The organism is Agrobacterium vaccinii, from assembly GCF_021310995.1.
Classification (GTDB): Bacteria; Pseudomonadota; Alphaproteobacteria; order Rhizobiales; family Rhizobiaceae; genus Agrobacterium; species Agrobacterium vaccinii.
Genome location: NZ_CP054150.1, coordinates 2737186 through 2762051, shown reverse-complemented (window position 1 = coordinate 2762051; position 24866 = coordinate 2737186). Strand labels below are relative to the sequence as shown.

Sequence of the window (24866 nt, the reverse complement as noted above, 5' to 3'; positions counted from 1 at the left end):
ATTTGACGGGCTGCGTCGCGATGACGTTTCCGGGAGACGACAATGCAGCATGATTTGATCTCGAAGACGCGGCATGCCGTTCAGGAAACGGATTTCGGACCTTGGCTGGCGAAAGCGTCGATCCTCATCATCGATGATGAGCCCGGCATGCGCAATTTCCTGATGCGGACGCTGGAGACGCGGTGCGCCTTCGTGGATGAGGCCGCCGACACCGTCGAAGCCAGCCGAAAACTCGACGAGCGGCATTTCGACGTCGTCATTCTCGACAACATCATGCCGAAGAAAACCGGGTTGGAATGGTTGGCTGAGCAGAGAGCCATCGGGTTCTATGCCGATGCGATTTTGATGACGGCCTATGCCGATCTGGACACCGCCATTCAGGCCATCCGCGCAGGTGCGGCTGACTTCGTTTTGAAACCGTTTCGTTCCAACCAGATACTGAATGCCATTTCCCGCGCGCTTGACCGGTCCAACCTGCAGCAGGAAAACTCGGCGTTGAGATACCAGCTGAAAACGGCGTCAGAACACATATTCCTGCGGGACAGGCTGGTCGGCAGTTCGGCGACCATCCAGCAGACCCGCGACATGATAAGTCGCGTTGCGCCTTTGCCGACGTCTGTTTTGCTGACGGGTGAGTCGGGAACGGGCAAGGAAGTATTGGCCCATTCCATTCACGAATTGTCGGACAGGGCCGACAAACCATTCGTGCCCATCAACTGCGCAGCCATTCCCGCCGATATGCTGGAGACGGAGCTGTTCGGCCATGTCAAAGGCGCTTTCACGGGCGCCGATAGTCGGCGGGAGGGGCTCTTTCTTCACGCCCAAGGCGGCACGGTGTTTCTAGATGAAATCGGTGAGATGCCGATGGCGCTTCAAAGCAAGCTTCTTCGGGTCATCGAAGATCGCAAAGTACGACCCGTTGGTGCCGAGCGGGAAGTGCCGATCGACATCCGCTTCATCTTCGCGACCAATGCGGATCTGGCGGCGGACGTGGAAAAAGGACGTTTCCGCGCTGATCTGTTTTACCGTATCAACGTCATGCAGATCTATCTCGCACCACTGCGGGACCGGGAGCGTGATGTGGTCGAACTGACCGACCTTTTCATGCATAAGTTATCACAGCAGCTTGGCATGCCGCCTGTTGCCATCAATGATACGGTGCGCGCAATGCTGCTTGCCTATCATTGGCCGGGCAATGTGCGGGAATTGCGCAATTTCATAGAACGGAGCCTCATCCTCGGGCGCTTCCCGCTGGATTTGCGGGGCAGTAATGCCGTCCCTCCTGCAACAGGTACACTCGAAGAGGTCGAGCGTCGTCACATTCTCGCGGTTTTGAACGAGATGGCGGGCAACAGAGACGAAGCGGCCAAACGTTTGGGCATTTCCCGCAAAACCATCGATCGTAAAATGTCGTCCTGGCATGGCTGAGAAACCGGCGCTGACACCGTTCTGGTATGCTGTCAGGTCCGTTCGTTTCCGGCTGTTGGCGATCGCTCTTTTGCCAACACTGGTCATTCTGCCGCTCCTTCTAGGCGTGACTATGGTGCGCTGGAGCGGCAAGTTCGACGCGCTTTTGATCACGAAGGTCAATAGCGACCTGACCGTGGCTCACCAATATCTTGCGACCATTCTGGAAAATACCGGCGAGCGGCTGGGGGCGATCGCAAATTCTGCACGCTTGCGCGATATCGTTGCCGATGGCGACCAATCCTCGCTTGCCGGGGTTCTGGAAGAAAACCGGCAGCAGCTCGGTCTGGATTTTCTGTTCGTCGTTGATGGCGTGGGGAATGTCTCGGCCAGCGCCGGTACGGATGCGAAGCGACTTCGGGTGGACTGGCCGGTCCGTGCAACGGCGCTTGCAGGCAAGGCTTCTTATTCCATCGATATCTTTTCGCAGGAAGATTTGGCGGGGCTTTCTCCAGCCCTTGCAGAGCGGGCACATCTGGAACTCGTGCCGACGAAATCAGCGCATGAAGGGGACAGGGCTGTTGAGACACGTGGCATGATGATCCATGCCGCAAGTCCGATGCGTTTGCCGGGTGGTACTGCATTGGCGCTCGTGGGCGGACGGTTGCTCAACCAGAATCTCGATTTCATCGATACGATCAATGATCTCGTTTACCGTGAAGCTAGTTTGCCGGAGGGAAGCCAGGGCACGGCCACCCTTTTTCTGGATGACGTTCGCATCAGCACCAATGTCCGCCTGTTCGAAAATCGTCGCGCGCTGGGCACCAGAGTGTCGGAGGCGGTGCACACTGCGGTTTTGGGGGCAGGGCAGGTCTGGCTAGACAGCGCTTTCGTGGTCAACGACTGGTACATTTCTGCCTATGAGCCGCTTGTTGACAGCTATGGCAAGCGTGTCGGCATGCTCTATGTGGGCTTTCTGGAAGCGCCCTTTGCGCAGGCGAAATACGAAACTCTTGGTTCGGTGATCGCGGCCTTTCTCGGCATCACCATTCTCAGCATTCCGGTGTTTCTGCGGTGGGCAAGAGGCATTTTCAAACCTCTAGAACGCATGACGCAGACGATTTCCAAAGTTGATGACGGCGATCTCGGCGCGCGGACAGGCCTGCCACCTACAGGCGACGAGATTGGCCGGGTGGCTGTGCATCTCGATGAATTGCTGGATCGTCTTCAACAGCGCGAAGGCGAGCTGCGCGCCTGGAATGAGGAGCTGAACGTCCGGGTAGAGCAGCGAACGCAGGAACTGCAACTGGCCAATCTGCGTCTGGAAGCGACCACCAAGCAGCTCGTCATGTCCGAGAAACTGGCGACCATCGGCGAGATAACCGCTGGCGTTGCGCATGAAATCAACAATCCCATTGCCGTCATTCAGGGCAATCTGGAGGTTGCGCGCAGCATGCTTGGTGACGGGGCGGACGTTGCGACGACCGAATTCAACCTCATCGATGAGCAGGTAGACCGGATCAGCCGGATCGTCGGCAAGCTCCTGCAATTTGCCCGCCCGGAAGAGTTTGCGGGTTATGTGGAGCGCCAAAGCCCAGCGACCGTGATCTCGGACTGCATGCCGCTGGTCAAGCATGTGCTGAACCGTGCTGGTGTCGAAGTCGTCAGGAATGACAGCGCGCAAGGGCTTCTCGCCATGAACCGGACCGAGTTGCAGCAGGTACTCGTCAATCTCATCGTCAACGCTGCGCATGCCATGCCGCAAGGCGGAACGCTGACATTGACCAGTGCAGACGAGGAACGTCACGGTTCGCAGGGCGTGGCTGTCACAGTCGCGGACACGGGCGTCGGCATGGCCGAGGATGTCGTCGCGAGGATTTTCGATCCATTTTTCACGACCAAACGACAGGAAGGCACGGGATTGGGCCTTTCGGTCAGCCAGATGCTGGTGGCGCGGCAAGGCGGAGACATCACTGTCACAAGTGTGGTTGGCACCGGAACCGCATTTACGATCTGGCTTCCTCATGCTGTCTGACAGCGAGGGCTTCGCACATCAGAAAATGGCGAAATAAAAGCAAAATTACGGACATTTTGTCGCTCAAGTGAGACAATTTGTCTCGGGCGATGGTATGGGTAAGACTATCGTATTGATAAATAACAATTTCATTTTTGGCACAGGAATTGCTCCGTTGTTGCTAGCAACACAAATGTCCCTGCGTGCGAGCGTCACAAAGAAGGAGCGCCTACGCATTCGGACAAGTGGGCTTGGGACCTTGTTTCAAGGGATGAAGGCGCAGCCCGTAGTTATTTCGGGCTGCGCGTCACCTCCGTGAAGCTAACAACAACATCGAAATTCAGCGCGCAAAGCGGTGAATGGAGGGACACACATGACTGCGACCAACGAAACGCTCGCGCCGGTGGCTGCGGGTGCCGGTCTTCTGGACCGTGAACGCATTATCGCGAAACCCGGCTTCAACCGTTGGCTGGTGCCACCGGCAGCGCTGGCAATCCATCTCTGCATCGGCATGGCCTACGGCTTCTCGGTCTTCTGGCTTCCACTGACCAAGGCAATCGGCATTACCTCCACCGTTGCCTGTGCTGACCTCAACCTCGCATCCGCTCTTTTCACCACCACCTGCGACTGGCGTGTGAGCGATCTCGGTTGGATCTACACGCTGTTCTTCGTGCTTCTCGGCTGCTCCGCTGCCATCTGGGGCGGATGGCTGGAACGCGCGGGTCCGCGTAAGGCCGGTTTTGTTTCCGCGATCTGCTGGTGCGGTGGCATGACCATTGCCGCCATCGGTATCATGACGCACCAGCTCTGGCTGATGTGGTTCGGCGCCGGTGTCATCGGCGGTATCGGCCTTGGTCTCGGTTACATCTCCCCTGTCTCGACCCTTATCAAGTGGTTCCCTGACCGTCGGGGCATGGCAACCGGCATGGCCATCATGGGCTTCGGCGGCGGCGCGATGATTGGTGCGCCCTTGGCTGATGCCCTGATGCGCCACTTCCGCACCGATGTGTCCATCGGCGTCTGGGAAACCTTCCTCGTCATGGCGGCAATCTATTTCGTCTTCATGATGGCTGGTGCATTCGGTTACCGCATCCCGCCTGCTGGCTGGAAACCAGAGGGCTGGACAGCACCGGCTGCCAAGAACTCGATGATCACCACACGTCACGTTCACCTCAAGAACGCGCACAAGACCAAGCAGTTCTGGATGATCTGGCTCGTTCTTTGCCTCAACGTATCAGCTGGTATCGGCGTTCTCGGCATGGCGTCGCCCATGTTGCAGGAAATCTTCGCGGGCTCCCTCATCGGTCTTCCCGAAGTGAAATTCGCCGATTTGACGCCAGAGCAGCTTGCGCAGATCGCCGCCATCGCTGCCGGTTTCACCGGTCTGCTATCGGTCTTCAACATTGCTGGCCGCTTCTTCTGGGCATCGCTGTCTGACCGCATCGGTCGCAAGGCAACCTACTTCACCTTCTTTGCGCTTGGCATCGTGCTCTATGCATCCGCTCCATGGGCTGCAGGTCTTGGCAACAAGGCGCTGTTCGTCGGCATGCTCTGCATCATCGTTTCGATGTATGGCGGCGGCTTCGCAACGATCCCGGCTTACCTCGCCGATATCTTCGGTACGCAGTTCGTCGGCGCCATCCACGGTCGTCTGCTGACAGCCTGGGCAACGGCTGGCATCATCGGTCCTGTCGTGGTCAACTACATTCGTGAAGCGCAGATCGCAGCGGGCATTCCGCGCGCTCAGGTCTACGATTTCACGATGTATATTCTGGCTGGCATGCTGGTTCTTGGCCTCATCGCCAACCTGATGGTCAAGCCACTCGCAGACAAGTGGTATATGTCCGACGAGGAAGTCGCGTCCCTTCAGGCCAAAACGTCTGCTGCAAGCAGCGGCCCGACAGGTTCCTTCGGCATCGGCAAGGGCGGCTTCGACGCCAAGGCAGCGATTGCCTGGGCCGTTGTCGGTATCCCGATCGTCTGGGGTATCTGGATCACCCTGCAGAAGACGTTCGTGCTGTTCACCTGATCAGGTGAGCTCGAAAAGAAAAGGCGGCACTCGTGCCGCCTTTTTTTATGGTCCCGAGACTTCGAAGATTTAGAATTCAGACCATTGTGCCGCCGCCATGCCTTGGCGTGCTGATGCCACCAATTTGTGTACGGGTGACGCATCAGGCACTGCGCTGGGACGCTGGGGCGCTGCTTGCGCTGGTGTATTGCCGACATTGAACTGCGTCAGCAACTGCCGAAGGCTTTCCGCCTCACGCGCAAGGCCATGGCTGGCTGCTGTGGTTTCCTCTACCATAGCAGCGTTTTTCTGGGTTGCCTGATCCATCAGGTTGACGGCGTCGTTGATCTCCGCAAGACCGTTTGCCTGTTCTTTCGATGCCTCGACGATGGCCGCCACGTTGACATCGATCAGGCCAACCTGTTTGGCGATTTGCTTCAACGCATCACCTGTCTGGTTCACGAGATCAACGCCATTTTCCACCTGCTGGCGCGAGGTGTTGATGAGCTGCTTGATTTCCTTGGCGGCATTGGCTGAGCGTTGAGCGAGTTCACGCACCTCCTGCGCAACGACTGCAAAACCCTTGCCTGCTTCGCCCGCTCGAGCAGCCTCTACGCCAGCGTTCAGTGCCAGCAGGTTTGTCTGAAAGGCGATGTCGTCGATGACGCCGATGATGTTGGTGATTTCTCCTGACGACTGGGAGATTTGGTCCATGGCACCGATGGCGCGGTGGACGATAGCGCCGGAGACCTCTGCGCTTTCCTTGGTCGAGCTGACGAGTTTGCCTGCCTCATCTGCGCGCATGCTGGAATCCTTGACGGTTGTCGTAATCTCCTCAAGCGCGGCGGCACTCTCTTCAAGTGAGGCGGCCTGTTGTTCTGTGCGGCGGGCGAGCTGGTCCGCGGCGACGCGGATTTCCGCAGAGCCGGATGCGATGGTCGCGGAGTTCTGAGCGACAGTCTGCATGGTCTCGCGCAGCTTCTCGATGACCTCGTTGAAATCCGCCCGAAGCTTTTCCATGCTGGGAACGAACGGCTTATCGAGATGTTGCCGAAGTTCGCCGTCTGCAAGTTGGCGCAAGGCGTCGCCCAATGTCGAAATGGCGCTCATGCGCGGTGTGACATCCGTCGCGAATTTGACGACCTTGATAACCTTGCCAGCATGATCGAGAATGGGATTGTAGGCCGCCTGTATCCAGACCTCCTTGCCGTTTTTGCCGAACCGCACGAACTCGTCGGAAATAAACTCACCGGCAGCCAGCCGTTTCCAGAAATCGGCATATTCTCTGGATGCGGCATAACCCGGCTCGCAGAAGAGGCGGTGGTGCTTGCCTGCAATTTCGCTCAAGGTGTAGTTTAGCGTGCTGCAAAAATTTTCGTTGGCCGTGAGAATTTCACCTGTTGGCGTGAACTCGATAACGGCCTGCGAACGGGAGATCGCTTCCAGCTTGCTCTTGTCGTCGTCCGCCTTCAGCTTTTTTGCTGTGATGTCGGTCGCGATTTTGACGACCTTGTAGGGCTGACCGCCGCGACAGACCGGATTGTAGGATGCCTCGATCCAGATTTCGCGACCATCTTTCCTGATGCGTCTATATTCGCGGGCATCGTATTTGCCGCTGCCAAGGCTTGACCAGAAATCCTGATAGGCTGGCGACGCGACATATTCGGGATCACAAAAGATCCTGTGATGTTTGCCCAGAATTTCGCTCAGGTCATATCCCAGAGCAGTGCAGAAGTTTTTGTTCGCCGCGAGAATGTTGCCATTGAGGTCAAATTCGATCACGGCTTGCGAGGTCGAGATCGCCCCCAAAATGTTGCGGTCATCCGCGCTTTTTCCCAGCCAAAGCATGTCATCTCCAAGTGAGCTTAAAATGCCGCGGCAGTGACTTCAGTGTCGCGTGCGATTTTTGTAATGGGGTTAATTTAGAGCATTTATTCAGTCTTTGATTGAATTAGACATTGGTAATATTAATATTGAGTTGACAAAAGAGCGATCTCAAGTCGAGTCTATGTTTAATTTAAGTCTAAATAGCTCTTTTCTCTCCTTTCTTCTTACAATGAGATTTGTTGTTGATTGTTATATTTGGAAACAAAATGTTCAAAAGAAGCATAAAACAGAAAAAGCGCCACCCGTTTCCGGGTGGCGCTTTAAATTCGCCGATGTATAGATGATGGCGCTTACGCGGCCAAGTCATCCAGTTCTGCGCCCTTGAACATCTTCGCAAGGTTGAGGAAGCAGATCATGCCATGCTCGTTGGCAATGATGCCTTCCGAGAAGGACTTGTCGAAGGATGCGGACACTTCAGGAACGGGCTGTACCTGGCTTGCCGGAATGGTCAGGATGTCAGACACGCGATCAACGAGCATGCCGATGACCATGTTGTGGACTTCAGCCACGACGATGGCGCTGCGCTCGTTGGCAACGGTGCTCTTCATGCCCAGCTTGTAGGCCAGGTCGATAATAGGAATAACCGAGCCACGAAGGTTCATCACGCCGATGACGTCCTTCGGTGCGTGCGGAAGAGGGGTGGATGGAGCCCAGCCGCGGATTTCACGGATCGTGGTCGTTTTGACGCAGAACTCCTGATCGTGCAGACGAAACGCGATGATTTCGAGGGTATCGCCGCCGAAGTTCGTAGAATTAATCGTAACCATCAGAATTCTTCCCAATCCTTGTTCTGGGCTAGTGCGAGCGCACCGACGCTTGCGTATCCGGACTTTGGCATCCTGCCTGGTGTACGAACAACTGGAGCTTTATTCTCCGGCTTCATTCTTTGATTCGTAGCAGAAGAATGTTTCCCAAATCTAAACTGCGTTAACAAATTTCTCAGCACGTCTGCTTCATGGGCAAGACTGTGGCTGGCGGCTGTCGTTTCTTCCACCATCGCTGCGTTCTGCTGCGTATTGGTGTCCATGGCTTCGACGGCGTGGTTGATTTCTTTCAGGCCACTGGCTTGCTCGCGCGCAGTCTCGACGATCGCGCCGACATTGACGTTGATTTCCGCGACCTGCGAAACGATCGTGTCGAGCGCCTTGCCGGTTTCTCCTACCAGTTCGACACCGTCCTTCACCTGCTGTGCAGACGTGTTGATCAGCGTCTTGATTTCTTTGGCGGCCTGGGCAGAGCGCTGGGCGAGCTCCCGCACTTCCTGCGCCACGACGGCAAAGCCTTTGCCAGCCTCACCGGCGCGTGCAGCCTCAACACCGGCATTCAGAGCCAGCAGATTGGTCTGGAAGGCTATGTCGTCGATAACGCTGATGATGTTGCCGATTTCGTTGGAGGACTGCGAGATGCGGCCCATTGCCTCGATCGCCTTGCCGACCACGGCACCGGAATGTTCGGCTCCAGCCTTCGTCTTAGCCACGAGCTCGCCAGACTGTTCGGCCCGCACGGTGTTCTGCGCAACGGTTCTGGTGATTTCATTCAGCGCTGCGGAGGTTTCCTCCACCGCGGCTGCCTGCTGCTCAGTCCGCTTGGCCAGATTGTCGGAGGCCTCGCTGACTTCGCGTGATCCCGTTGCAATGCCGCTGGCGCTTTCGGCAACTTCGCGCATCGCGCCCTGAAGTTTCTGCAGCGAGCTGTTCAGGTCCTGGCGGACTTTTTCCAGCGTGGGAATGAAAGGGGTCTCGATGGTCGCGGTGAGGTCGCCGTTCGCCAGTGCGGTCAGGCTACCGGCCAGTTCGTCCACAGCACGCACCCGTTCGGTCACATCGGTCGCGAATTTCACGACTTTGAAGACCCTTCCATCCGCATCCATGATGGGGTTGTAGGACGCTTGAATCCAGACTTCCTTGCCGCCCTTGCCAATGCGCTTGAATTCCGCCGAGATGAACTCGCCCGCCGCAAGCTTGCGCCAGAACTCCGCATAATCAGGGCTGTTGCGGAACTGATCGTCGCAAAACATACGGTGATGCTGGCCGCGAATTTCATGGAGGCCATATCCAAGGCAATTCAGGAAGTTTTCGTTGGCGGTGATGATGTCGCCGGAGGTAGTGAATTCGATTACTGCCTGCGCACGCGAAAGCGCTGCGAGCTTTCCGGCATCTTCGGCAGATCTGGCTTTGTCTTCGGTGATGACGGTTGCAAGCTTGACGATGCTCTTGACCTTGCCGCCGAGAATAATCGGATTGTACGACGCCTGTATCCAGACTTCGCGTCCACCATTGGCAATGCGCTTATACTGGCGGGCGTCGGATTTTCCGTCGCCGAGATTTTTCCAGAAGGTGCTGTAATCCACGCTCTGGGCATAGGCAGGCTCGCAAAACATGTTGTGGTGTCTACCAACGATCTGCTCGGCGCTGTAACCCATGGCGCGGCAGAAGTTTTCGTTGGCTGAGAGAATTTTGCCGCTGGTATCAAACTCAATCATCGCCTGGGAGCGGCCCAGGGCGGTAAGAACAGCTTTTGCATGTGTTCCGAGGAGAGATAGCACTAGATGAACTCCATCGCAGGGACAGGCTGAGGTGTCCGATGCAGCTTAGGCCGTTGCGTGCGGGGCGTGATCAGCGGGCGAGCCAACTGTTCAAGGCAACAACAATTCATCTACAAGATCATATTTAAGAATATCTGAATTCGCCTGCGTGCTTACAGACGTTCAGAGTTGTCACCGAGTCCGTAACAGGCTGAGGGTTCGCGGATATTAATATTCTTTTTCATAAAAAATGCCCGCCGCACCTTCGCCATCGCCACCGGCTTCGCCGCGCAACTTTACGCCTTTTCCGACATCAAGATTGATGATGGCTTTGGCACCGGAGCTTCCGCTTTGTTCCAGCTCTAAATAGGTGCGATCATTGAGATACTTACCGGCGGAAACGCGGGCCTGCCCTTCGGAATCCGTTGAAATATCGAGATCATCGATGCCGAGATTGCTGCGAAGACTGTCGAACAGGGATGTCGAGCGTCCACCTGCAAGCTGTCCGGCAGCGTCGGCAAGCCGGGCGATCTGCAATGCGGAAAGCTTGGACATGGACTGGCCGAAAATCAGCTGTGCCATGACTTCATCCTGCGGCAGCGCCGGTGAGGAGGTGAAGGCAAAGGCAGGGTCGTTGGCATTTCCGGTGACCGATACCGTGACCGTCGTAGAGCCAGCGGTGGATTCGGCGGCCATATTGAGGACGGGCACGAGTCCGCCGCCAAAGGTGATGTCGCCGGTGGTGAAATCAAGGCGGCGGGTCAGGATTTCAAGTCGGCCCCGACGCATTTCAAAGCCGCCGGATACGGCAGGAGCCGCAGCCGTACCGCGCACCGTCAGGCTACCCGTCAACTCAGCATCGATACCGCGACCGCGCACGAATATACCACTTGGCGCATTGATCTGAAGATCGAGGGCGATGGTGGATGAGCTCCCGGAGCCACCCTTGTCGGCGTTGAGCTTTCTCTCCTGAGCACGTACGGCAGGCGGTGCATTCTTGTGCTTGACGTCGATCTGGGCCAGCGAAGCAGGCAGGCGCTCTGGAATGGTGATTGCGCTTTTCTCAAGCGTGATCGTGCCGCCTAGAACGGGTGAGTTCAGAACAGGACCTTTGAGCGTCAAGGTGCCGCTGGCATTGGTCGTGAACAATGTGCCGTCATTATAGGCTGCACGGTTCAGCGTGATCGTCAGGTCCGCAGGAAAGCCCGAGCCGGGTGCGATGCCGACCGTACCGGTACCGGAAATGCTGCCGCCGCCTGCCAGTCGCCCGGTCAGACGCGAGATGGTCGCCCGGTCACGCTGGAGATCGATTGTTGCACCGAGATTGTTGATGGTCAGGTTTCGGCGCACATCCGTCACGCGCGTGCCATCGGTGGTTATCCTGCCGGTAATGATAGGCGCGGCCACCGTGCCCTCGATCTTCACATCGACAGCTGCCTTGCCGTTCACATCGAAACCCTGTGCTGCCGTCTGGGCAGCGACCGCGCCGAAGGGCAGGTTGCCTTTGAATGCCATGGAGAGCGGGCGATTGCCGCCGATGCCCAGCGTGCCGCCACCCGAGAGGGTCAGGCCACCTTGACCGGTGACATTGGTGTCGAGACGCAAGGTTCCGCCAGCAAAGCGTCCATTTGCCTTGATACCGAGCGCGCCGATTCCCGCTGCGCGGGTCTGGCTGACCGCTGCATCCGACCATGTCAGGTCGTAGTCAACACTCGGGTCAGACGCGGAACCCTTCGCCGTCACAGTGCCGGAGATGGTTCCCGCCGCTTCAAGACCTGGTGAAAATGCATTGGCGAGATTGGCTGGCAAAGCACGGATGTTGGTGGTGAGATCGAGCGCTGAACCTGCTGTGCCACTAACTTCCACCCGTCCATTGCCGGTCTGGATCACGAGGCCCGATACGCGCGCTACGCCAGCATTGACGGCTATCGTCGTAGGCTGCGCAAGCTTGACGGCAATACCAAGCGGTGTGGCGGACAAAGCATCGAGTTTGACGGTCAGAGCGCCTGTGCCGGTGTCGGCACTGCCTTTCAGCACCAGAGGGGCATTGTCGTAGCGGGCATTGAGGTCGAATGTGGTGGCTGTCCCGGCATGGTCGATATCGAGGTTCATACCTGAAATGGAGGCTGCACCTGCATTGATCGTTTCTGCCGTCACTTTGCCGTTGGCGGCAAGCGAAAATAGGTCATCGACCTTCAGATCGGCGACGAATTTTGAGACCGCTGTTGTGCCCTGTCCGATGCGGGTGCCCGAGGCGCGAATCGTCGCTGCGATTTTTCCATCGGCATTGGACAGCGCGACATTGCCCTTGATATCGCCACTGGCCTGTTGCGCGGCCAGTGCTGCCAGCAGCGAGACGTCAGGGAAATCGAAGGACAGTCTCCCCGTTGGCAAAAATTCCGGTGTGAATTGAAGTTGGCCGGTCAGCACGTTGCGCCCGACCTTGACATCGAGTTGCGGAACGCTTGTTCCGTTCTGGCCCTGGACGAGCTCGCCGGAGGCATCGATGACCTGGCCGTCCAGTGAACCACTGGCCTGAAGCTTGGCTTGCGGAGCGTTTGCATCGGCTTTGCCTGTTGCCGATAGCGTCAGCCCCTCCAATGCGCGGCCTGCTAGTGTAGCTTTTGCTGCGTTGAGGTTGAGCTTGAAATCGGCGGCGGTTAGGGGGCCGCTCGCTTCGAGTGCGAAGCCCAGCGCTCCGACCGCCTGTGGAGTCAGTTTTTCCAGTGCAGGCAGACGACCGCCGAGCTTTGCAGTGACGTTGCCATTCTCCAGAGCGAGATCGCCATTGGCCTCTACTGTGCCGGATTTGACGACGAGGTTCTCGACACTCGTGCGGCCACCAATAGTGCTGTTGACATAGGCGTCGATTGCGATGGTGGTGTCGAATTTTTCTGCAAGCGCAGGCGGCAGTACGGCAGGCAGAACGAAAAGGCGAAGATTTGTCGCGATGGTCCCTGCGGACAGATCGTAGGTGCCGCTTCCGGTGCCGCCAACACTGGCGCTTTCCAGCGTAGCGCCTTCGAATGCGATGGTTTGTGGTGAAATGCGAAGCGGCGCGTTTAAGGTCAGGGGAGCCTTGATCGCCCTTTCAAGTTCCGGTGCCACCAGCGCCGATTGCGCGATACTGACAGAGGTCTTCACCGTACCGGTCTGGCTGGCAAGGTTGAGATCATCGCTGACAGCCGTCAGTTTTACATCGTCAACGCGACCCTGCGGCAGCGCGAGGGAGCGCAACGACGCGGACAGATTGAGTTTAGCAGCGTCCGCATTGCCTCGCAGGGATAGATCGACGCCGTTGACCAGTGCAGCAATCTCACCACCTTCCAGGGGCAGCCTGATATCGACAGGACCATTTGTGCCCATCAGGTTTGCGGACAGGTCGTTCTGGCCTTGCTGATCGATGGCACCCGATGCCGTGAGGAGCAGTTTTCCCGTTTCCAGATTGCCGCTCTCGACACTGATACGTCCGTTCGACGCAAGAGTCGCGACGAGGTCCAGCTTCGTTTGACCTTCGAAAAGCTGACGTACCATAGGGGGTAACAGCATGTCCGGCTGACCGCCGCCATGAAGTTCGATGCGTCTCATGCCATCTGTTGATAGCTGGTGACGACCGGTCAGTTCTAGAACAGCATTGCCGCCGACTGCGCCGTTCAGCTTTCCGGTCCAATCCGAAAGCGCACCTTCGCCGTTGATTTTCAAGGCAACGGCTGGAGCGTCTGGCAAGCGCAAAAGCGTAGCCAGCAGACCGCCCTGCGGCTCGTTCAGAGATGCATCCAGTTTCAGCACATTCTGGTTGGGAACGAAGGCGATATCCGCCGTCACTGTCGCGTCAGGCGCATCCTTGCGGTTGGCGGAGAGAGACAGCGCAATCGTGTCGGTACTTGCGGTGCCGCTGCCTCTGGCCGCAAGTTGGAACGGGCGACCTGCGAGTTTTTCGCCAAGCTGGATATCCGGCAGTGCCAGATCATCGATCCTGACGTTGACGGGTAGGGAAAAACCCTCAGAGCTTTTCTGGGATGGTTCGGTCGATGGGGCAGGGGTTCTTTCGACATCGACATTCAGAGCGCCGATTCGCTCGGCATGGAACGTGCCACGCAACAGCTCCAGCGGCGACCAGTCCACTTCCACGCCGTTGAGTTGGGCGTAGCGTCCTTCGCGGTCCGCCAGCGTGACGGTGTCGAGCCGCAGTGCACCCGTGAGCAGACCCGACGGTGGTGAAATGGTGATGGTTTGATCTGGGGAGGAGATCAGTGAGGAAACCTGCGTGGCTGTAAACTGCGCCCCTGTTCGCGTCAGCCCGATGAACATGACCGCCAGCACCAGCAAAGCCACGCCGCCAAGCGCAACGTAGATGATCCAGGTCAACAGTCGAATCAATGCGGTCATCAAACGTAATTCACTCTGCTGGTTGTCTAGAAAGGCATTGCGCCTCAGAACGACTGGCCGATACCGGCGTAAATGCCGAAGCTGCTTCCGCCCTCATATTTTTTGAGTGGCATGGCGACATCAAGACGCAAGGGTCCAAATGGTGTCGCGTAACGAAGACCAATGCCCGCACCGGCGCGGATATCGGAAAAGTCGGGCGCCAAATCCGAAGATACCACGCCGGCATCGACGAAGGGAACGAGGCCGATGGTCTCGGTCACCTTGAAGCGTGCCTCAAGCGAGCTGACCACATAGGAGCGTCCGCCGGTCGCATTGCCCTCGTCATTATAGGGCGAGATTTCCTGATAGCTGTAGCCACGAACCGATCCGCCGCCGCCCGCATAGAAGCGTCTCGTGGCTGGAACGTCCTGCAGCGAACTTGCGCCAACCAGCACGCCGCCCGCGATCTTTCCCGCCAGCACGACCTGATCGTCCGCGCCCAACCCTTTGTAGCCGGTGGTCGATCCTTCGAAGGACGAGAAGAACGTACCGTTCAGCGCTTCATAGCTCGGCTTTGCGGAAACAGAGGCGCGGAAGCCTTCTGTCGGGTTCAGCTTGTCGTCACGCATATCACGCACGAATTCCAGCGGGATCGAGGTGGTTAGGTACTGGTTGTTGCCGAAGGCATCGTCCGTATCGGTAAACTCGACCTCAAGTCCGGCAGACGCGGTGTCGTAATCGTTGAATTCGTAGGAGAAGCCGCCATATCCGGTAACGGATCGCGCATCATAGGTGTCGGGATGCTCGGTCTTTGCCTTCAGGCTTGCGGTAAAGGTGGTGGCCGGATTGAAGACGCCGGGCTTCGTGAAGATGATCCCGGCGGAATAGTCCATATCCTGCACATTCGAGGCCTCGCCCAGCCGCGAGACAGCGCCTTCGATGCGAAGGGATTCGGCTTTTCCGAACAGGTTTCGATGGCCCCAATACCCCTGAAGACCAATGCCTTCGGTCGTCGAATATTGCGCACCGACGCCGAGATAGCGGTGCTTTCCTTCCGACACCTCAATTGTGAGCGGTATCGTCCCGTTAGGAGCGAGAGCACTGGCTTCCTTGATGGTAATGCTGGAGAAGACGCCAAGCTTTCGCAGCCGGTCCGATGCCTTGCGCAGTTTTTCAGGCGAATAGGGCTCGCCGCCGTTCAGCCGCGAATAGCGGCGAATGAAGTCCTGATCGACCGTGCGCTGACCCTTGACGGCCACTGCACCCAAGGGGGCGATGGGTCCGCCTGCGGCAGACAGTGTCAGATCAACAGTGTTGGTGGCGTGATTGGCCACGGCTTCGCGCTTCGTCAACTCCGCGAGCGGACGACCTTCGGCCTTGAGATCATCGATGAGCTTGTTGCCGGCGCGGATGATGGCAAGCGAGCCAGCGTCGCCGCCGGTGACCAATCCATATTTTTCGAGATCGCGCCCTGCGACATCACCTTCGAGCCTGACATTTCCAAGCGTGAAGGACGGCCCAGGAGCGACGTCGATGACGACGGGCACTGTTCCTGAACGGTTGAAGGACGGATTGGGTGGGATGGAATCGATGTCCTGCCCGGCAACCGTCACCTTGACCGTTCCGCCATATCTGGCGTTTTCGTAGAGCGCAGCGATCAGCCGCTCACGGTCGTCACGCGCCCGTATGAGCAGGCCAAGATCTCCTGATGCGGGTTTTTCCGGTTCTGACGCCAGAAGCGAGCTATTGGTCAGGCTCTCGGTGAGTTTGGTATCTGCGCCAGGCGCGTTGAGCGTGATCGAGAACGTGACCGGATCGAGAACCTGTTGCTCATCCTTGTCTGAGCCAAAGAAATTGATGCCAAAGAGCTTGAACGCATAGGCATTGCTGGCGAAACCCGGGTACAGGGCAATCGTTGCCGCTACCGCCATGGCGGTGCCTGCCTTCCAGTACGCAATACTTTTCTTTGGGTCAGTCCGTCGTTTTGGCATACGCTACTTTATGGTTGAGCATTTATTATCGGCCCCACCGGTTTCCCGTCCGTTAATATTCCAGCTTAGTTATAAACTGAAAGAATGGCACCCTGAAAAGCACTTTTTACGACGCAAACGCAAAAGCCCCGGCGAACCGGGGCTTTCTCGTGTACCAAAACTGAGCTGTTAGCGGCAACGTGCCGTGTAACGCTGACCGTACTGGTCGCGGTAGTAGCAATAGCCTGGCTCGGAAGCGTTACCGATCAGCGCACCGCCGACACCACCGATGGCTGCGCCAACGGCTGCGCCGCGGACGTTGCCGGTGACTGCGCCACCGATAACGGCACCGGATACGGCACCAATCGAAGCACCCTTTTCAGTCTGCGTGCAGCCTGCAAGCGTCAAACCGATGACGGCAAAAATAATAGCCTTTTTCATGAACTCTCTCCAACGTTACATACGAGCTCTATGGCTCTTGGTAGGCGTCCCATAGGTTATCTGCGGCGACTGCTACCTCCGACCGCAACAGATATCTAACAAGTCGAGTGTGTTAATGGAAGCCTCCCCTTACAGGCTGCGCTCCCCGCCCCAATCGATTGTGCCCTTCTCAACGTGGTTCAAAAGGAAAAGTTCCAATTCGCCGCGGGTTTGATGTGAATCAATTTTGCTGTTTGCTAAATATCTTATAGGTGTTCCTGGAATGGTTCAAAACTAGGGGCGAATTGACGCAGCTTTTCCGAAATGGCGTCGATGGGGTTGACGGTTCAGGGAGGTGAGCCGACAACGCCTGCAAGAATTCTGGAGCATGGAATGGACTTCGAGGCATATTTCAAGACTGAACTGGATGGTTTGCATTCGGAAGGTCGATACCGCGTATTCGCCGATCTCGAGCGACAGCAGGGAAATTTCCCGCGCGCGACCCGCTACACTTCAACAGGTGAAAAGCGCGATGTGACCGTGTGGTGTTCCAACGACTATCTGGGCATGGGCCAGAACCCGAAGGTCATCGAAGCCATGAAAGCGGCGATTGATCACTGTGGCGCGGGTGCGGGAGGCACCCGGAATATCTCTGGCACCAATCATCACCATGTGCAGCTTGAGCACGAGCTTGCCGACCTGCATGGAAAAGAATCGGCGCTGATCTTCACGTCGGGTTATATTTCCAACTGGGCCACACTTGGGACGCTGGGTCAGAAGATACCGGGCCTGATCATTTTCTCCGATGCGCTCAACCATGCTTCGATGATCGAAGGCATTCGCTACGGGCGTTGCGAAAAGGTCATCTGGAAACATAACGATCTTGAAGATCTCGAAGCGAAGCTGAAAGCAGCCGATCCTTCTGCACCGAAGCTGATTGCCTTTGAGTCCGTCTATTCCATGGACGGCGACATCTCGCCGATCAAGGAAATCTGCGATCTCGCCGACAAATATGGCGCGATGACCTACCTCGATGAAGTGCATGCGGTTGGTATGTATGGTCCACGCGGCGGTGGTATTGCTGAGCGCGAAGGTCTGATGCACCGTGTGACGATTATCGAGGGCACCCTGGGTAAGGCCATCGGCGTCATGGGCGGATACATCGCCGCTTCGGAAGCGCTCTGCGACTTCATCCGCTCCTTTGCCTCGGGTTTCATCTTCACCACGGCATTGCCGCCATCGCTGGCCGCTGGCGCGGTCGCGTCCATTCAGCACCTGAAAGCCAGCCCCTTCGAGCGGTCGCGTCATCAGGAGCGTGTTCGCACCCTGCGCACCTTGCTGGATCAGACAGGCATCCCGCATATCCACAATCCAAGCCACATTGTGCCTGTCATGGTTGGCGATGCGGCCAAATGCAAATGGATATCCGATATCCTGCTGGATGATCACGGCGTCTACGTCCAGCCGATCAACTATCCTACGGTGCCACGCAAAACGGAGCGCCTGCGGATCACACCAACGCCGCTGCACAGCGATGCCGATATGGCGCAGTTGGTAGACGCGCTGCATCAACTCTGGGCGCGTTGCGCTCTGGCGCGTGCGGTCGCCTAACAGCAACGTGCCTTTGAGACCCTTATTGGAGGTCGCGGCTTAATCGAGCCGCGACCTTTTTTCTGTCAGTACCTAGTGCTCGTTCATTTCTTGGACGATCTGTTTCGCGCTGAGGGATGCCGGGTAATAGGTCGGCCAGTTGGTGAGTTCACGCAGGACTTCTCCGCGATCATTTCCCCAGTAGAGATGGTAATGGCCAGCTTTCGTCGGTGCGATGGTGTGGTCGCTGAACTGAATGAACTGAGGTGCCGCATCGTCTCCGCTGCTCTTCTTGAAAACGTAGCGAACGCCGCGATTGCCCTTCTTGTAGGTCAGCACTTCGTGGCCATCCGAAACATAGGTTGCCGCAGCGGTCTTGGCTGCACGGTGGAAGGTCACCTTGTCACCGTCGATGACGATGCGGTCCACATCCGTCTTGTAACCAACCGCGTATTCCTCGCGATATTCCGCAGCGGTCTTATCACCATGCTCGGCCTTATGTTCCATCACGGCGTCCAGCGATCCGTCGAGAAGATAGGGATAGACGGATTGCCAGTCGCCTTCCCAGTCCGAGAGGTCGCGCGACTTGATCTGCGCGTCGTCAAAATAGCCGTTGTAAATGCCTTTCGACTCCTTGGAATGGTCATGGTTGTGGCTGTGTTTGGCGTTTTCTGCGGTTGCTACGGTCGATAGCAGCAACATCGAGCCAAGGGTAAGAGCGAGAGCTTTTCTGATCATGTAAACAGTCCCTAAATCACGTGTACTCTCAATGAGAGATTGTCATGTAATAACATTACAAATATGATCTAGCGCCAATTGCCGATGGAGGCAACCCGCAGTTCTCAAAGAAAATCGGCGCGGAGATACGACACGTGACCGCGCGTTCTTCCGAGCAGCGATTAATCGACGTTTAAGGACTTGGTCAGGCGGCTTGTTGCATGCGCAGGATGACGTCATCGGCGTATTGACGCGCTTGCGCGTCTGCAGCGAGCACGTCCTCGATCGTCTCGGCACTTCGCCCGTCATTGATCCTGTCCATGACGGTTTCGACGATATCTGCCATATCCAGAAAGCCTATACGGCCATCTACGAAAGCATGAAAAGCGGTTTCATCCGCCGCATTCAGCACGGCACCCTGTGCGCCGCCGCGCTCCAGCGCGGTTCTGGCCAGTCGAAGCGCGGGGAAGCGGGTCTCATCGGGAGCTTCGAAGTCCAGTCGCGCCAGTTTGGCAAAGTCCAACCGTTCTACGTCGATCTCGCCGCGGGACGGATAGGTGAGGGCGTAGGCAATGGCGGTGCGCATATCCGGGCAGCCCAGTTGGGCAATGACCGATCCATCCGTGTAAGCAACCATCGAATGGATGATCGATTGCGGATGGATGATGACCTCGATCTGGTCCGGCCTCAGATCGAACAGATACTTTGCCTCGATCATTTCCAGCGCCTTGTTGAACATCGACGCGCTGCCGATGGATACCTTCAAACCCATGGACCAATTGGGGTGAGCGCGGGCGATATCGGCGGTAACGCCTGCCATCTGCTCGCGGCTGAAGGTCCGAAACGGGCCACCTGATGCCGTCAGGACGATCCGCTCGACATTGGCTTTATTGGCTGGCTCCAGGCACTGGAAAATGGCGCTGTGTTCGCTATCGACCGGTATCAGCGTGCCGCCGCCCTCCGCAACGGTCCGAATGAAGACGTCGCCTGCCGAAACGAGGCATTCTTTGTTGGCAAGCGCGATATTGGCACCGCGCTGTGCCGCGATCAGCGTTGGCTCAAGACCTGGCGTGCCAGCGATGGCCGCCATGACCCAGTCGGCGCTCATGCTGGCGGCTTCCCGCAGACCGCTTCTGCCGGATGCGACATCGATGCCGGTGCCAGCCAGTGCTTCGCGAAGTTCCTGATAATTGTCGTCCTGCGATGTGACGGCAAGCTTGGCACCCAGCGCACGCGCCTGCTCTGCCAGAAGCGCTATGTTCCCGGCACCTGTGAGCGCCATCACCTCGAACCGGTCACGACCGCCGAGCTGGTTTATGACATCCACCGTGCTGGTGCCGATTGACCCGGTGGAACCGAGCACGGTCAGTCTGTGTGGCGATGTCGGTTCCGGCTGCTGCATCATGTCGATCCGAATTTGCTTATTTTTCTCTCCAAGCGTCTACTCGCGAAAGGTGAGCAGAACAAGGAGAAAGCCGGTTGGGATGATATGTGGCTGTCACGATGCAGTTCAAAAAGGATTTACGATGGTTCGGGCGTAAAAAAGCTGCGAAGCGTTAAACGGCGTGCTTTAGTGCTGTTTGCATTAGCGGTTCGAGATCGCGATGAATGAAGGCAGAGGACTTGTGCATGCGGCGTTTTTTCGTTTCCAGCGGCTGGATTTTCGCAGCGACATTCGTTCTGGTTCTGGTGTTCATTCCGCTTGATCCGTTTCTTTCACAAAAGGCCCAGGCCCTCCCAGGCACCATCGTAGGTTTCAACAAAGCCATAACCGACTTCGGCACGTTCCGCTGGATGCTCTACAGCACCGGTCTGCTCGCCATCGTCGCCTATGTGGCGGCCCGCGTTCTCACCGCTTCGTCCTACGGCAGCCGTGTCAGGACCCTCTGGCGGTTGTTGTTGTATTTCTTTTTGACCATCGGCACTGCAAGCGTTCTTGTTCACCTTCTGAAATTTCTGATCGGGCGTGCACGGCCAGAACTTTTCATGGATATGGGCGCCTACAGCCTGACGCCGTTTACCGGTGACAATCTCTATGAGAGTTTCCCATCGGGACATTCTGCCGCTGCCGGGTCGTTTTTCGGCGCTTTCCTGATGCTGGTACCGCGCTTCCGCGTGGTCTTTATCGGGCTTGCCCTTGTTATCGGCGTATCGCGTGTCATCGTCGGGGCGCATTATCCCAGCGATGTTGCGGCTGGACTTTTGCTGGGCACCTGGACAGCCATGGCCTTTGCCTTCATTTTCGCCCGGTCCGAGTGGCTGTTCCGCTATGATGAAAGCGGCTGGCCGCATCCGAAAAATGCCCCACCCTCGAAGCGATGAGAGAGACGCCTGTGGAAACCACCATCAAGACGACGATTGCGATTGCCGGTGGCGGGCCTGCGGGCATGATGCTGGGCCTGCTTCTGGCACGGGCCAATGTCGATGTCGTGGTGGTGGAGAAGCACAGCGATTTCCTGCGTGATTTTCGCGGCGATACGATCCATCCCTCCACACTCGACATCATCGAGCAACTCGGTTTCATCAGGGAATTTCTTAGCCTGCCGCACACGCGGGCGGAAAAGCTGCATGCGGACATTGCTGGTCGCAAAATCACGATAGCCGACTTTTCCTGGCTGCCGGTGAAACACAAGTTCATAGCCTTCATGCCGCAATGGGATTTCCTCAATTTCCTCGCAGGCAAGGCTGGCCAGTTCGATAATTTTCGGCTGCTGATGAATGCACCCGTCATGGACCTTGTGCAGCAGGCAGGCAAAGTGTCCGGCCTTCGCGTCGAGACGCCAGGGGGCCCCTTGACCATCGAGGCGGATCTAGTTGTCGGGGCCGACGGTCGCAATTCCATCATTCGAGATAAGGCCGGACTGGAAATCCAGCGGTTTGGTATCGCGACCGAAGTGGTGTGGATGCGGCTTTCCAAACAACCCGGTGATCCCAACGAAACCATGGGGCATGCAGGCCCCCAGCAGGGTTTCGTGCTGATTGATCGAGGTGATTATTGGCAGTGCGGCTTTGTGGTTCGCAAGGGAACGTTCGCCGATCTGAAGGCAAAAGGGCTGGAAGCCTTCCGCGCACGTGTCGCAGACGTGTGCCCGCTGCCGCGTGATCGTCTGCTGGAAATTCGCAGCTGGGACGATGCGAGCCTGCTGACGGTTCGGATCGACCGGTTGAAGCAATGGTGGAAGCCGGGTGTGATCTGCATCGGAGATGCCGCCCATGCCATGTCGCCCATCGGTGGCGTCGGGGTCAATCTGGCCATTCAGGATGCCGTAGCGGTCGCCAATGTGCTCATACCGCTCCTGGGGTCAGGTCAGTCGATCACCGATGCCGATCTCGCTGCCATCGAGAAGCGCCGGTCGTTCCCGACACGCGCGATACAGCGTCTGCAATTGATGATGCGCAGCCGCAACAGGCAGGATCATGCCGACGCGAAGCGATCCAAGGGGCCGCCTGCTTTCGTGCTCGCCATCATGCGTTTTCCACTGCTGGCGCATCTCGCCGGTCGTTTGATCGGCCTTGGGTTGCGGCGCGAGAAGCTCAGATATTAAGCCTGTCGAATTCCCGTTCGTCGTAGAGACGGCGCAGAATTTTCGCCGTTCCCTGCGCCCCATCCAAATCGAGATCGACACGATCAGGCTCCGGCAAATCCAAGGCGGCATCGATGGACTGCGCCATCGTGTCAGGGGAAATTGCGCTCTCTTCCAGAACGTAGGCGAGCCCCAGTTTCGCGAGGCGGGATGCGCGTGCCCCTTGCTCCGTCTCTCCACCGGCGGCGAAAGGGATGAGCAGCGAGCGGCATTTCGCCTGCAATATATCGCAGACCGTATTGTAGCCCGCCTGCGAAATGGAAAGCTGGGCACCAGATAGCAGGCTGGCAAAATCCTTCCGAAAACGGAAAATGGAAACGCCATCGCCAGCCTGTGCCGAAATCTCCTCGAAATCAGCCTTAGGCATGTTGGGCCCGGTGATCAGGCACCAGCTTTTGACGCGGTCGATTTTGGGTGCAGCGTCGAGTGCCGCGCGGATCAGCGCAGAGCCAACAGCCCCGCCGCCTGCGGAAACAACGACATCGAAACGCTCCTGTGGCGGGGATGGCTTTGCAGGCGCGACGAGACCCGTATAGATCACGCGCTGGCTGATCTTATCAGCAAGCGGGAATGTGTCTTCCAGCCGCACGAATTTCGGGTCACCGTGCACAAGAACGGCATCGAAATGTTTCTTGACGAGGGTGATTGTCTCTTCGTCCCGACCGGGCTTGGCACGCTCCTGCAGAATATCCCGAAGCGACGTCATGACCAGCGGTCGTTCCGCGCTGTACTCGATGGCGCTCAACAAGGGCATCAGTTCAAAGCGCACCTGCCGTCTGCCAAAGGGAAAGGCTTCGATGATGACAATGTCAGGTCGTGTACCCTGATAGGCGCCAAGAAGCATGCTGGCGCGGTTATCCTTGAAGGTATCGTCAACAGGCTGTCCGGTCGCATCCACCAGCCCGGAAAAGCTGCCATCGCTGACCGCAATCGGCGGCAGTTCGATATGGCGGATACCCTCGCCGGGAAATCCGGGCACCGGTGTTCCACCCGTCACCAAGGTCACATCGAAGCCGTCGGCCACGAGTGCTGCAGCGACCCTGCTGGCGCGGGCGATGTGGCCTATTCCCAGAAGATGCTGAACGTAGAAGAAGACACGCGGTGCGGATTTTTTGCCGGTCAAGGGCTCTTCTCCCATTCTTGCTCAAACAGTGCCTTCAGTTCGGTGATGCTGTTGCGGTGGTCGAACGATGTGCGCACGCGCTGCTCGGCGGCATGACCCAGCCGCGAGCGCAGGGCGGGATCGGAGATTGCCGTCGCCAGCGCCTGTGAAAAGGCGGATGGATCGTCGGGTGCGGTCAGAAGGCCGTTTTCGCCATCGACGAAGAATTCGGGAATGCCCGATATATTGGTCGAAATGCACGCTAGGTTCTGGCTTGCGGCTTCCACCAGCACATTGGGCAATCCGTCCCGGTCGCCATCGCTGGTTATCCGGCAGGCAAGCGCGAATAGATCGGCCTGCCGGTAATGGTCCAGAACCTGTCTCTGGTCCATTGCACCTGTCCACACCACGCGGTCGGAAATGCCGAGTTCGTCGGCAAGAGGCTTCAGCCTCGCGAGCTCGTCCCCACCGCCAATGTGCGTGAAATGCCAGTGAAGGGAAGGGGGCAGCGCGGCCAGTGCCCGCAGCAGAACATCGATGCCCTTTTTCTTCACCGCTCGCCCGACGCTCAGAATACGGACGGGATCTGACGCGTAGGAGCCATCGCGTTCAGCGCGCGGGCCCTCGAAATGCGGAAACCGTGTGAGGTCGAGACCGTGATAGCTGAGGTGCACACGGGATTTGTCGGCGGCGAGATTTTGCAGGTGCCGGAAACCGCTCGCGGTGCAGGTGACGGCCCATTTCGCACTGTCCAGCTTGTGGCTCAAATCCCGGTCGCTGGATGTCCAGATGTCTTTCGCGTGGGCGGAAATCGTCCAGGGAATATCGGTGATGAGGTGCGTGTAAGCGGCAACCGATGCCGGTGTGTGGATGAAATGCACATGCAGCCACCCGCCGTCACTAGGCCATTCGTGCGCCAGAACCGCAGCCTGCCCGAAGCGCCGGAAGCGATTGCGCGACACGTCATGGCGCAGGTCATGGAAAAACTGTCGCAGAGCTCTGCCGCAGCCGGGTTTTTTCCGGCAGGCCCAGAGTGCTTTTAGAACGCGTATGGGCTCTTCGTGCAGATATTCAGGCAGATAAGAAACGCTGGCCCGGATTTCGTCATGCACGGGATGGCGTTTCTTGTCCGTTGGGCGGCGCATGGAGATGAGCTCCAGCTCCAGCCCGGCTTTCTCAAGGCCCAGCAATTCCTGTGCGATGAAGGTCTCCGAAAGGCGTGGATAGCCCTTCAGAAGAACCAGAATTTTCTTTTTGGCGGTCACGATATGCGTG

16 protein-coding genes are annotated in these 24866 nt (G+C 57.5%); 6 read left to right on the top strand and 10 right to left on the bottom strand.

What is annotated here, in order from left to right; genetic code table 11:
* Positions 1–42 precede the first annotated feature (42 nt).
* The 3 genes from HRR99_RS13485 (at position 43) to HRR99_RS13475 (ending at position 5450) form a co-directional block, all read left to right on the top strand.
* The gene (locus HRR99_RS13485; protein WP_233122089.1) at positions 43–1428 is read left to right on the top strand and encodes a sigma-54-dependent transcriptional regulator; all 1386 of its coding nucleotides are present in this window, start codon (positions 43–45) and stop codon (positions 1426–1428) included.
* Complete coding sequence (locus HRR99_RS13480) at positions 1421–3442, top strand: cache domain-containing protein (RefSeq protein ID WP_233122088.1); 2022 nt, start codon at positions 1421–1423, stop codon at positions 3440–3442. Before HRR99_RS13485 ends, HRR99_RS13480 begins: the two co-directional genes overlap by 8 nt.
* A 352-nt stretch (positions 3443–3794) precedes the next feature.
* Positions 3795–5450: an OFA family MFS transporter gene (locus tag HRR99_RS13475; protein WP_233122087.1), complete on the top strand. Its 1656-nt coding sequence runs from the start codon at positions 3795–3797 to the stop codon at positions 5448–5450.
* Positions 5451–5519: 69 nt separating this feature from the next.
* Here HRR99_RS13475 and HRR99_RS13470 read toward each other — a convergent pair whose 3' ends face one another.
* From HRR99_RS13470 to HRR99_RS13445, 6 genes are all read right to left on the bottom strand, one after another.
* The gene (locus HRR99_RS13470; protein ID WP_233122086.1) at positions 5520–7277 is read right to left on the bottom strand and encodes a methyl-accepting chemotaxis protein; all 1758 of its coding nucleotides are present in this window, start codon (positions 7275–7277) and stop codon (positions 5520–5522) included.
* A gap of 329 nt (positions 7278–7606) precedes the next feature.
* The gene (locus HRR99_RS13465) at positions 7607–8083 is read right to left on the bottom strand and encodes a chemotaxis protein CheW (RefSeq protein ID WP_111840404.1); all 477 of its coding nucleotides are present in this window, start codon (positions 8081–8083) and stop codon (positions 7607–7609) included.
* Entirely contained in the window at positions 8083–9798 is a 1716-nt protein-coding gene (locus HRR99_RS13460) for a methyl-accepting chemotaxis protein (protein WP_277877892.1), read from the bottom strand. Before HRR99_RS13460 ends, HRR99_RS13465 begins: the two co-directional genes overlap by 1 nt.
* A gap of 270 nt (positions 9799–10068) precedes the next feature.
* On the bottom strand, positions 10069–14229 hold the full coding sequence (locus HRR99_RS13455; protein WP_233122084.1) for a translocation/assembly module TamB domain-containing protein: 4161 nt from the start codon (positions 14227–14229) through the stop codon (positions 10069–10071).
* Positions 14230–14273: 44 nt separating this feature from the next.
* A complete protein-coding gene (locus HRR99_RS13450) occupies positions 14274–16199 on the bottom strand; it encodes an autotransporter assembly complex protein TamA (RefSeq protein WP_233122083.1) in 1926 nt (641 codons plus the stop codon).
* A 168-nt stretch (positions 16200–16367) separates the two neighbouring features.
* Positions 16368–16619 carry a YMGG-like glycine zipper-containing protein gene (locus tag HRR99_RS13445; protein WP_042620082.1) on the bottom strand — a complete coding sequence of 84 codons (252 nt, stop codon included), beginning with the start codon at positions 16617–16619 and terminating at the stop codon, positions 16368–16370.
* Positions 16620–16991: 372 nt separating this feature from the next.
* On the opposite strand from HRR99_RS13445, the gene hemA reads away from it, so the two are divergent.
* On the top strand, positions 16992–18209 hold the full coding sequence (hemA, locus tag HRR99_RS13440; protein WP_112499086.1) for a 5-aminolevulinate synthase: 1218 nt from the start codon (positions 16992–16994) through the stop codon (positions 18207–18209).
* 72 nt (positions 18210–18281) lie between these two features.
* On the opposite strand, the gene HRR99_RS13435 is transcribed toward hemA, so the two are convergent.
* Together HRR99_RS13435 and dxr are read right to left on the bottom strand one after the other, a co-directional pair.
* Positions 18282–18926 (bottom strand): ZinT family metal-binding protein, encoded by a 645-nt coding sequence (locus HRR99_RS13435; protein ID WP_233122082.1) that lies wholly within the window; start codon positions 18924–18926, stop codon positions 18282–18284.
* 184 nt (positions 18927–19110) lie between these two features.
* Positions 19111–20307 (bottom strand): 1-deoxy-D-xylulose-5-phosphate reductoisomerase, encoded by a 1197-nt coding sequence (gene dxr, locus HRR99_RS13430; RefSeq protein WP_233123506.1) that lies wholly within the window; start codon positions 20305–20307, stop codon positions 19111–19113.
* 227 nt (positions 20308–20534) lie between these two features.
* Here dxr and HRR99_RS13425 point away from each other — a divergent pair, with 227 nt between their 5' ends.
* Together HRR99_RS13425 and HRR99_RS13420 are read left to right on the top strand one after the other, a co-directional pair.
* Entirely contained in the window at positions 20535–21227 is a 693-nt protein-coding gene (locus HRR99_RS13425) for a phosphatase PAP2 family protein (protein WP_233122081.1), read from the top strand.
* Positions 21224–22450, top strand: coding sequence for an FAD-dependent oxidoreductase (locus HRR99_RS13420; RefSeq protein ID WP_422387273.1), 1227 nt, complete (start codon positions 21224–21226; stop codon positions 22448–22450). Before HRR99_RS13425 ends, HRR99_RS13420 begins: the two co-directional genes overlap by 4 nt.
* Here HRR99_RS13420 and HRR99_RS13415 read toward each other — a convergent pair.
* Positions 22440–23627, bottom strand: a complete 1188-nt coding sequence (locus HRR99_RS13415) for a glycosyltransferase family protein (RefSeq protein WP_422387272.1) — start codon at positions 23625–23627, stop codon at positions 22440–22442. The genes HRR99_RS13420 and HRR99_RS13415 overlap by 11 nt on opposite strands.
* The gene (locus tag HRR99_RS13410; protein WP_233122079.1) at positions 23609–24856 is read right to left on the bottom strand and encodes a glycosyltransferase family 4 protein; all 1248 of its coding nucleotides are present in this window, start codon (positions 24854–24856) and stop codon (positions 23609–23611) included. The genes HRR99_RS13415 and HRR99_RS13410 overlap by 19 nt, the downstream gene beginning before the upstream one ends.
* Positions 24857–24866 lie beyond the last annotated feature (10 nt).